At 50.2% G+C, this 7,854-nt stretch carries 3 protein-coding genes; 2 read left to right on the top strand and 1 reads right to left on the bottom strand.

The genetic code is table 11. From position 1 onward, the window contains the following. The first annotated feature begins 68 nt into the window (after nt 1-68). A complete protein-coding gene (locus C1752_RS05645) occupies nt 69-1,742 on the top strand; it encodes an IS1634 family transposase (protein WP_110985042.1) in 1,674 nt (557 codons plus the stop codon). Between the two features lie 67 nt (nt 1,743-1,809). Here C1752_RS05645 and C1752_RS05640 read toward each other — a convergent pair whose 3' ends face one another. Then, entirely contained in the window at nt 1,810-6,930 is a 5,121-nt protein-coding gene (locus tag C1752_RS05640) for an AAA family ATPase (RefSeq protein ID WP_146242275.1), read from the bottom strand. A gap of 406 nt (nt 6,931-7,336) precedes the next feature. On the opposite strand from C1752_RS05640, the gene C1752_RS05635 reads away from it, so the two are divergent. Further along, nucleotides 7,337-7,831, top strand: coding sequence for a gluconokinase (locus tag C1752_RS05635; protein WP_110985040.1), 495 nt, complete (start codon nt 7,337-7,339; stop codon nt 7,829-7,831). Nucleotides 7,832-7,854 lie beyond the last annotated feature (23 nt).

The following is a 7,854-nucleotide window of genomic DNA, read 5'->3' as shown; positions in this document are numbered from 1 at the left end:
ACCTACATTCCGCAGGTAGTGTAAATTTCGGATAATGAAGCAGTGCAAGCTTCATAGAGTTTTTCCAGATGTCAGAACTTCAGGTCGAAACGTTGGACCATCTAGGCTTAGTAGCCGGTGTCATTGATGAGCTGGACTTAGTGAAATTGACTGATGAGCTACTTCCGCCTCACAGCCAGAACTGTATTAGCAGTGGTCAAGTGGTTAAAGCAATGCTCCTCAACTGTTTTGGCTTTCTGAGTGCACCTCTGTATTTGTTTATTCAGTTTTTCGAGAGCAAACCACTAGAGCACCTTCTCGGCCCCGGTATTGAGTCGAGCCACCTCAATGATGACCGTCTCGGTCGTGTCCTCGATGGCCTCACTCAATCGGGGACAACGATGTTTTTCCTGAAGGCAGCCCTGCGAGCAGTGGAGCGGTTTGAGGTGAGCTGTGAGCAAGTTCACCTTGACTCAAGTTCATTTTCCGTTGATGGCGATTACCGACTTGCCGAGCCTGAAGCAGACCTCCCTGACTCATTCGACAACGACGCTATTGGTGATGATGTTCAAACCATTGAGATTTGTCGAGGCTACTCCCGCGACCAGCGGCCCGACCTCAAGCAATATATGGTCAACCTGATTTGCTCTAGAGATGGCGGGGTTCCTCTATGGCTAAAAGTCGCCGATGGTAACCAAAGTGATGCCCAAGCATTTGCTGGGGTGATGAGTGACTTTGCCACCGAGTGGGATGTTGATTCTCTATTCGTCATTGATGCCGCATTCTACAGCGAACCAAATCTACAGCAGGTCTGTTCACTGAGATGGCTCTCACGCGTACCGCAAACCCTCAAGGCTGCCAGAGCACTTATCGAACAGCCCACCTGTGAGTTGACTGCTGTTGCTTGTGACCTCAACGACTATCAAATGTGGGAAGTCTCTCAAACCTATGGCGCAATTGAACAACGCTGGATTTTGATTGAAAGTCAAACGCGCAAAGCAGATAAAGCGCTGTGGCAAAAAGAAGTACAGACGCTAGAGCGAAAATTCAAGCGTCAGTTGAAACAGCTCACGAAAACAATATTTGCCTGTCGCCCGGATGCCGATGAAGCATTGATTGCTTTTCAAGAGCAATTGGAAAAACATCAGTTAGTCAATGTGACGATTGAAACGGTCCGCACTAAACGAGCGCCAGGAGAACCGCGCAATAAAACGCTCAAAACACCCATTGAGAGCTATCGAATCAAAGCCACTCTCGAATGTAATAGTGAAACCGAAGAACAATTCATGCGCCAGCGCAGCCGCTTTATTCTGGCCACCAATCAACTCGATACACAGACATGGCCTGCTCAGAAGCTATTGAAAGAATATAAACAACAGCAGAAGGTCGAGAGGGGCTTTCGCTTTCTCAAAGATCCGCTCTTCTTCACCAGTAGTGTTTTTGTCAAAAAGCCCGAAAGGGTGGAAGCGTTGGCGTTGATTATGGCCCTGACGTTATTGGTCTACACATTGGCTGAACGGAAAATCAGGCAGGCTCTCAAGCAACAACAACGAACGGTGCTTGACCAACGAAAACGACCGACCACTAAGCCTACGTTTCGGTGGATTATGCAAACGTTTCAAGGCATTCATTTAGTACTGCTCAATGGCCTGCAACAAGTCACTAATCTCTCTGAGGAAAGGCAGTTGATCATTCACCTGCTCGGACCACCTACCTGCAGATATTACTTGCTTGTAGACTCTTCACCTACCTGCGGAATGTAGGTTAGGACAGTCTTCCTTTAGCAAACAGCCATTTTGTTTCCTTGATAAATACAGATGCTGTAGGGCATTATGCGGTAGCGCCATCCTGCTGGATCGGCATATGCACAACATAGCCGTCTTCATGATTGGCTTTTGCCTGAATTAGCACAGACCATAGATCTTTGAGAACCTCATCGGTTTGTTTGTATTTGTCAACATCACACAAAATCCCAATGGTGACGTTCACTGACTGCTGCTGGAGATCAGTCTTTAGAGGAGATGCAAAAAGAGTCTGAATACGCTCAGCCAAGCCCATCGGTTCATCGCGCCACTGCAGATTTTCTAGAACAATTGCAAATTGATCTCCCCCCCATCGAACAATCCTGTCCTGCTGACGGAGGCAGGATCGTAAACAATGGGCTACGGTTTGCAGCAGTTGGTCACCGGCCTGATAACCGAACTGATGATTAACGACGTTGAAGTTGTTGATGTCAATCAGCAAAATGGCTATTTGATGGCCAGCTCCAATGACTTGGGGGAGACGATCCATTAACCAGGCTCGGCTCAGTAATCCGGTCAGTGAGTCGTGGTGAATACCTGCAAGAACCTGACCGTGTAGCTTCAGCACTTCTGACTGGGCTTGCTCAAGCTGCAGGCTATAGCCTTGATAGCTTTGCCTTAGCTGCAAAGTTTCCATGACGACGGCAGCATGGGCGGTCAACAGTTTGAGGGCTTCTGTTTGATGCTCATGAAAAGCGTAGATTGCCTGACGATTCTCTAAATACAACAGCCCCGTCAATTCTGTTCGCTGCAGTATGGGAACGCATAGAATGGAGCGCGGCTGATGTTGTTTGATATATGGGCTGATCGCAAAGATAGAGGTCGATACGTCATCCAGCACTAGGGCTGTCTGCGTTCGTTCAACATACTGCAGCAAAGCTTCCGGTAGAGGGGTAGGCTGCTGGAGCAAATGGGTGCTGCCATTTTGATGGAGCACGGTTGTCATCCATCCCGTTTGCTGAGGTAACAGCAACTGTCCGACGTCAGCATGAGTCTGTTGAACGGCATGCCCTAGAAGGGACAGGAGCAATGCGTCCCGCGACTGTTCACCGTTCAAGGACTCAACGGCATGCAGTAGGCTTCCTACACCGCCCGTATCCGCGGCAGTCACAGGGTCTTGAATGGTTGCAGAGAAGGTGCCCACAGCGTTGAGGGTAGAGTCTGACCCAACGGTAGAGAAGGGCAGGGAAGAGGCGGACCGTTGAGGATACATTTGTGCCAGCGCTTCTGCTTTTGCCTGTGCGCCCCACTGTTGATAGCTATCAGAGGCTGCAGCTAGGTAGGCTTGGGAAACTGCAATATTATTTTCTGTGCAATGGAGCTGCGCCACCAGTTCATTCGCAAGGGCGACATCCTGTATGTAGTGACCGTCTTGAGCGTAGGTAAGGGCCAACTCAAAATGGTCCATCGCCAACAAGGGCTCTTGAAGAACCCGATACCGTTCTGCGATCACTAGCTCTAGCCGATGACGGTAGTTTGTGGGGGCATGCTTTGCATATTTCTCAAGGTGCGCTTGATTGGCTGCAACCTTAATTAAGATTTGAGTCTGCCTCGCATCAGCGGCATCTGGGTAGTGAGCAAGATGGATTAAAGAATCGTAGAAGTAAAAGATCGGAACATCCAGCATGCCGGTCATATGGGCAATGTACGGTTCGGCTCGCAGGGCACAGGCAAGTGCCAGCTCTTTCCGCTGAAAAAGATAGGCCAGAATCATCGCTTTGAAGTCGAGATAAAAGAGGGCCAAAATATCTTTCGTCTGCTGATGATGGGGCAGCAGGACCGTCTGATCGTAGGCACTCCCCTCTAGCTGCCAGGGGGTTCGATTTTGCCCCAAAAGGTTCAAAATCATCTGCCGCAGCATGTCGTTGTAGCACAGTACGGTGAGCTGCTGATGGGTTGAGATCGCATCCCCATGCTGTTCCACGTCCAAGAGCAACTGGTTCAGTTCTTGTCCGGCAAAGAAGGCATGTTCACCGTAGTGGTGAGCCGCATAGGCTGCATACTCAACATTGCCGACCGATAAAGCCACCTGATAGGTCTGGCGGAGCGGCCCTAGAGTTGACTGGAGCGAATCTCGAAAGTGACGCACAAAGACAGTCATCAGCCCCAAAATAATCGGCTCAAACTCAGGATGTCCATCCCTCGCCTGCAGCTCTAGCGCCAGTTCTCCAAAGTTATATCCGGTCTCAATTTCCCCCGTCATCCCGCAGAGAATCAAGCCATAGGTGACAGCGGCGAACGCTGAAAAGGGAGATCGTCCCTGCGTGACCGTCAACTGCAATAGCTCAAAAACAATGAGCGGTACCAAAGGTGAACCCGCAATGTAGGCAGTCGGCCAGACGCGGGAGAGAATCAGCATCTTTGCTAACTGCACCGGATCATCCATCATCGGCAGCACTTTAAAATTCTCAGTGCCCACCGTGTCCACTAAAGCCGCCGTCTTCTGCAACCCGGCCGTAATATCACCCATCTCTGGGGTGTCGGGGAACGAAATACCCAACCGCTGTAGGAACACCAGCGCAACCTGAATGGCAGCAAGCGGCTTATTTTGAGCTGCATAGGCGAGGATTCTAGCCTCGTGAACCTTCAGCGCATCTAGATCAGTGACGGCATTGCCCAAGATCTGATCAGCAAGCTGCTCCAGTTCATCATACTGAGCACATAGATAGGCAGCTTCAACGGCCTCAGTAAAGATCTGTAGCGTTAGATCGTAGTGCGTTTGCCAGCTCTGTTTTGGCAGGAGTTTAATCCCCGTATTGAAGTACCGGAGAGCCGTTGGAGCATCAATCGCCTCCTTTGCCTCAACCCCTGCTTCAAGATTCAACTGAATGAGCTGTAGCTTTTCAGAAATAGAAGAGATCAGAGAGGCTCCCTGATTGAGGTGGGTTACAACCTGAGTCAGAGCAATCTCTGCCTGCGGGTACTCTCTCCGCAAAAGACGCCCCATACGCAAGTGGATGGCGGCCTGCTGCTGTTCAGGAATGAGAGCATAGGCAGCTTGCTGAACGCTATTGTGCAGGAACTGGTAACAGAGAACAGAGTGAGAAGGAAACGACCATTGCTGATCCTGATCGTCTCTCAAATAGTAGAGTTTATACATCTCGCTGAGTGGGACAATCAGCCCCTCATGGAGCGCTTGATTCAGGTGAGAGGCGACACCTGCCTCGGAGCATTCACAAACCAGCGCTAGCGTCTTCAAGTCAAATCGATTGCCGATGCAGGCGGCAAAATGCAGGATCCTCTGCGTCATTTTGGGCAGCCTATGCAATCGCTGAACCACAAAACCAACGGCATTTTGGGACAGCTCTAGCGAGGCGACCCGCTGCAGGTCGTATTGCCAGCTCCCCATGCTTGAGCGATGGATCAGCCCCTCGGTGACGAGCGCCTGCAGAAACTGAGCGCTAAAAAAGGGGTTGCCTCGCGTGTGTTGAAAAATACATTGGGTCAGCGGCAAAACCCTAACCGGCTGGCAGTGCAGCGCAGCTGCCACCCAGATATTTAAAGTCGGCAGATCTAGAGGGAGCAGATCAATGTTCCGGGACTGTACACCCACCGCTTCTAGATGGTCAACCACAGACAGTAAGGGATGATCGGCGTCTACTTCGTGATCTCGGTAAGCACCGATCAGCAGGAGTGACTCGATTTGGCTGTCCGTCATCAGCCGCTCAAACAGATCGAGAGAGGCGGGATCAGCCCACTGCAGGTTATCAATAAACACCACCAAGGGATGCTCGGCCTGGGCAAAGGCGCGAATCAATTCCTGAAGGACGTGATTGAAGCGATTTTGGGCTGCAGTGCCTGAGACTGCAGGGACAGAGGGCTGGGCACCCAAAATCTGCTCTAGCTCGGGTATCACATCAATCAAGAGCTGGCCATGCTGACCCACTGCTGATAAGAGCTGCACCTTCCACTGCTGCAGGACGGCTTCATCCTCCGTCAAGATCTGCTTCACGAAGTTGCGTAAGGCTGAAATGAAGGCCGAGAAAGGCTGGCTTTGCGATCGCAAAGCAAACTTCCCCTCAATAAAGTAGCCCTGCCCACGCACAATACTCTTCTGCACTTCATGCACAAGGGCCGTTTTGCCCACCCCAGAGGAACCTGCAACCCACACCATTTCTTTCTGCTGGTGAGTCACCCGATCAAAGGCAGTGAGCAGTGTATTCACCTCAGACTCCCGACCATAAAGCTGCTCAGGAATGACAAACTGATTGTGACAATCCTGCCGTCCTAGCGGGAAGGTGGCCGTTGAATCTTGCTGACATCTCTGCAGATCGTGCTTGAGGCCCAACGCACTCTGGTAGCGATCTTCGGCATCCTTAGATAGAAGTTTCTCCACCATGGCCGAGAGCATCGGCGGCACATCAGAATTCAGGCTGTCTAGGCGGGGAGGGCGCTGGGCAATGTGGCAGTGAATCCAGCCCATCAGCCGGTCAGCATGAAAGGGAAGCTTTCCCGTCAACAGATTGAAGAAAAGAATGCCCAGCGAGTATAAATCTGTTCGATAGTCAATGCCCCGATTCATCCGTCCCGTCTGTTCTGGAGACATATAGGCCGGGGTTCCCTCTAGCGTTGTGGGAGACTCTAGCTGGGGCACTTCTTTCGGCAGCCTAGAGGCAATGCAAAAGTCTGAAAGCTTGACAACTCCAGTTTGCGGGTTAATCAAAACGTTTTGAGGCTTAAGGTCTTTGTGAATGATGCAGTGCTCGTGCAGCTCAATTAACGCTTCAACAATCTGTAGCGCAATGGCATAAAATTCCGGCAGAGGAAGAAGCGAACCACGATTTTCTAAATGGTCCTGCAGTGACATCGCCCCAAAATCTTCCATGATTAGGACACAGCTATTTTGCTGTAAATCAAGGCGATAAAGCTTAACAATTCCAGGATGAATTAGAGAATGAACCAGGCTATATTGATTACGAAATCGAATAATTTCTGTCTCTGTCGGCCGATTTTTCTTGGGTACTTTAATAATCACAGATTGATGATCAACGCTGCACACTCCTCGATATACAAGCGTCTTGCAGCTGTCATAAATTTTTTCAAGGCATTGATATCCCTCAATGGAGAGAGCCATTAGTGGTGTTGATTCAATGCGGCTGTTACTCATGGCATCCTTCGCGTCAGAAGCCACAGATCCTAAGTTGTTCACGGTGAGGCTTAAGCGTTTAGGGAATGAAATAGGCAGGTTTAGCAGTCATGAATGTATTGAGTTGCATTTCCGCAGAATATGAAGATAAGAAGAATAGAATAAACTGCAGAAATACCGATGGGTTCACCTTCTCTATTTTGCCCAGAGGATCGAGGTTAAATGGCACGTTTTAACCGTATGAGTGCTAAATCAATTTTTCAACCGAATAACTACGGATAGTCGGTCAAAACAGCAGCTCTTTTTCGTCACTTATTTCGGTAGACTTACCCAGGCTTTTGCAAGGAAGGAGCACACATCCCCATAACGGCTCCCCCACCATGTTGACTGTTGCTGTTCTGGGGTCGCGTCTTGACGAATGGCTCTGCAGGGTTGGGCCGACACAATCGGAAATTGATACGATGCAGAGATGATTATTATTCTGATGGGTGTTTCTGGATCGGGCAAAACCCTGGTAGGACAAAAGTTAGAAACAGCTCTGGGCTGGACCTTCTACGATGCCGACAACTTTCATCCCGCCACCAATATCGCCAAGATGCAGCAGGGTATTCCGTTAGATGATGTCGATCGCGCACCTTGGCTAGCCATTTTGAATCAGGAAATCGCTCAATGGCTGCAGGCTGGTCACAGTAGTGTTTTAGCTTGCTCAGCCCTCAAGTCTCGCTACCGCGAACAACTGCATCTGAGCCACCCGCAGGTCAAGCTCGTGTATCTCCACGGTTCTCAATCGTTAATTCTGCAGCGGCTACAGCAGCGACAGGGTCACTTTATGGGGAGTGATTTGCTGCAGAGTCAGTTTGACAGTCTGGAAGAGCCGACCGAGGGTGTCAGGATCGAAATCGACCAGGGCCTCGATGCGATCGCAACTCAAATTCTCACCCGCTTGAACCTAAAATCAATCTAGATGTGCTCGCCCATACAATCCGC

This window comes from Acaryochloris thomasi RCC1774 (assembly GCF_003231495.1).
Taxonomy (GTDB): domain Bacteria; phylum Cyanobacteriota; class Cyanobacteriia; order Thermosynechococcales; family Thermosynechococcaceae; genus RCC1774.
The sequence above is the reverse complement of the archived record's forward strand: the minus strand, read 5'-3'. Positions and strand labels throughout refer to the sequence as shown.

Coding starts and splice junctions, on each gene's coding strand:
- C1752_RS05635 (WP_110985040.1), top strand. CDS start 7,337: ATGATTATTATTCTGATGGGTGTTTCTGGATCGGGCAAAACCCTGGTA.
- C1752_RS05645 (WP_110985042.1), top strand. CDS start 69: ATGTCAGAACTTCAGGTCGAAACGTTGGACCATCTAGGCTTAGTAGCC.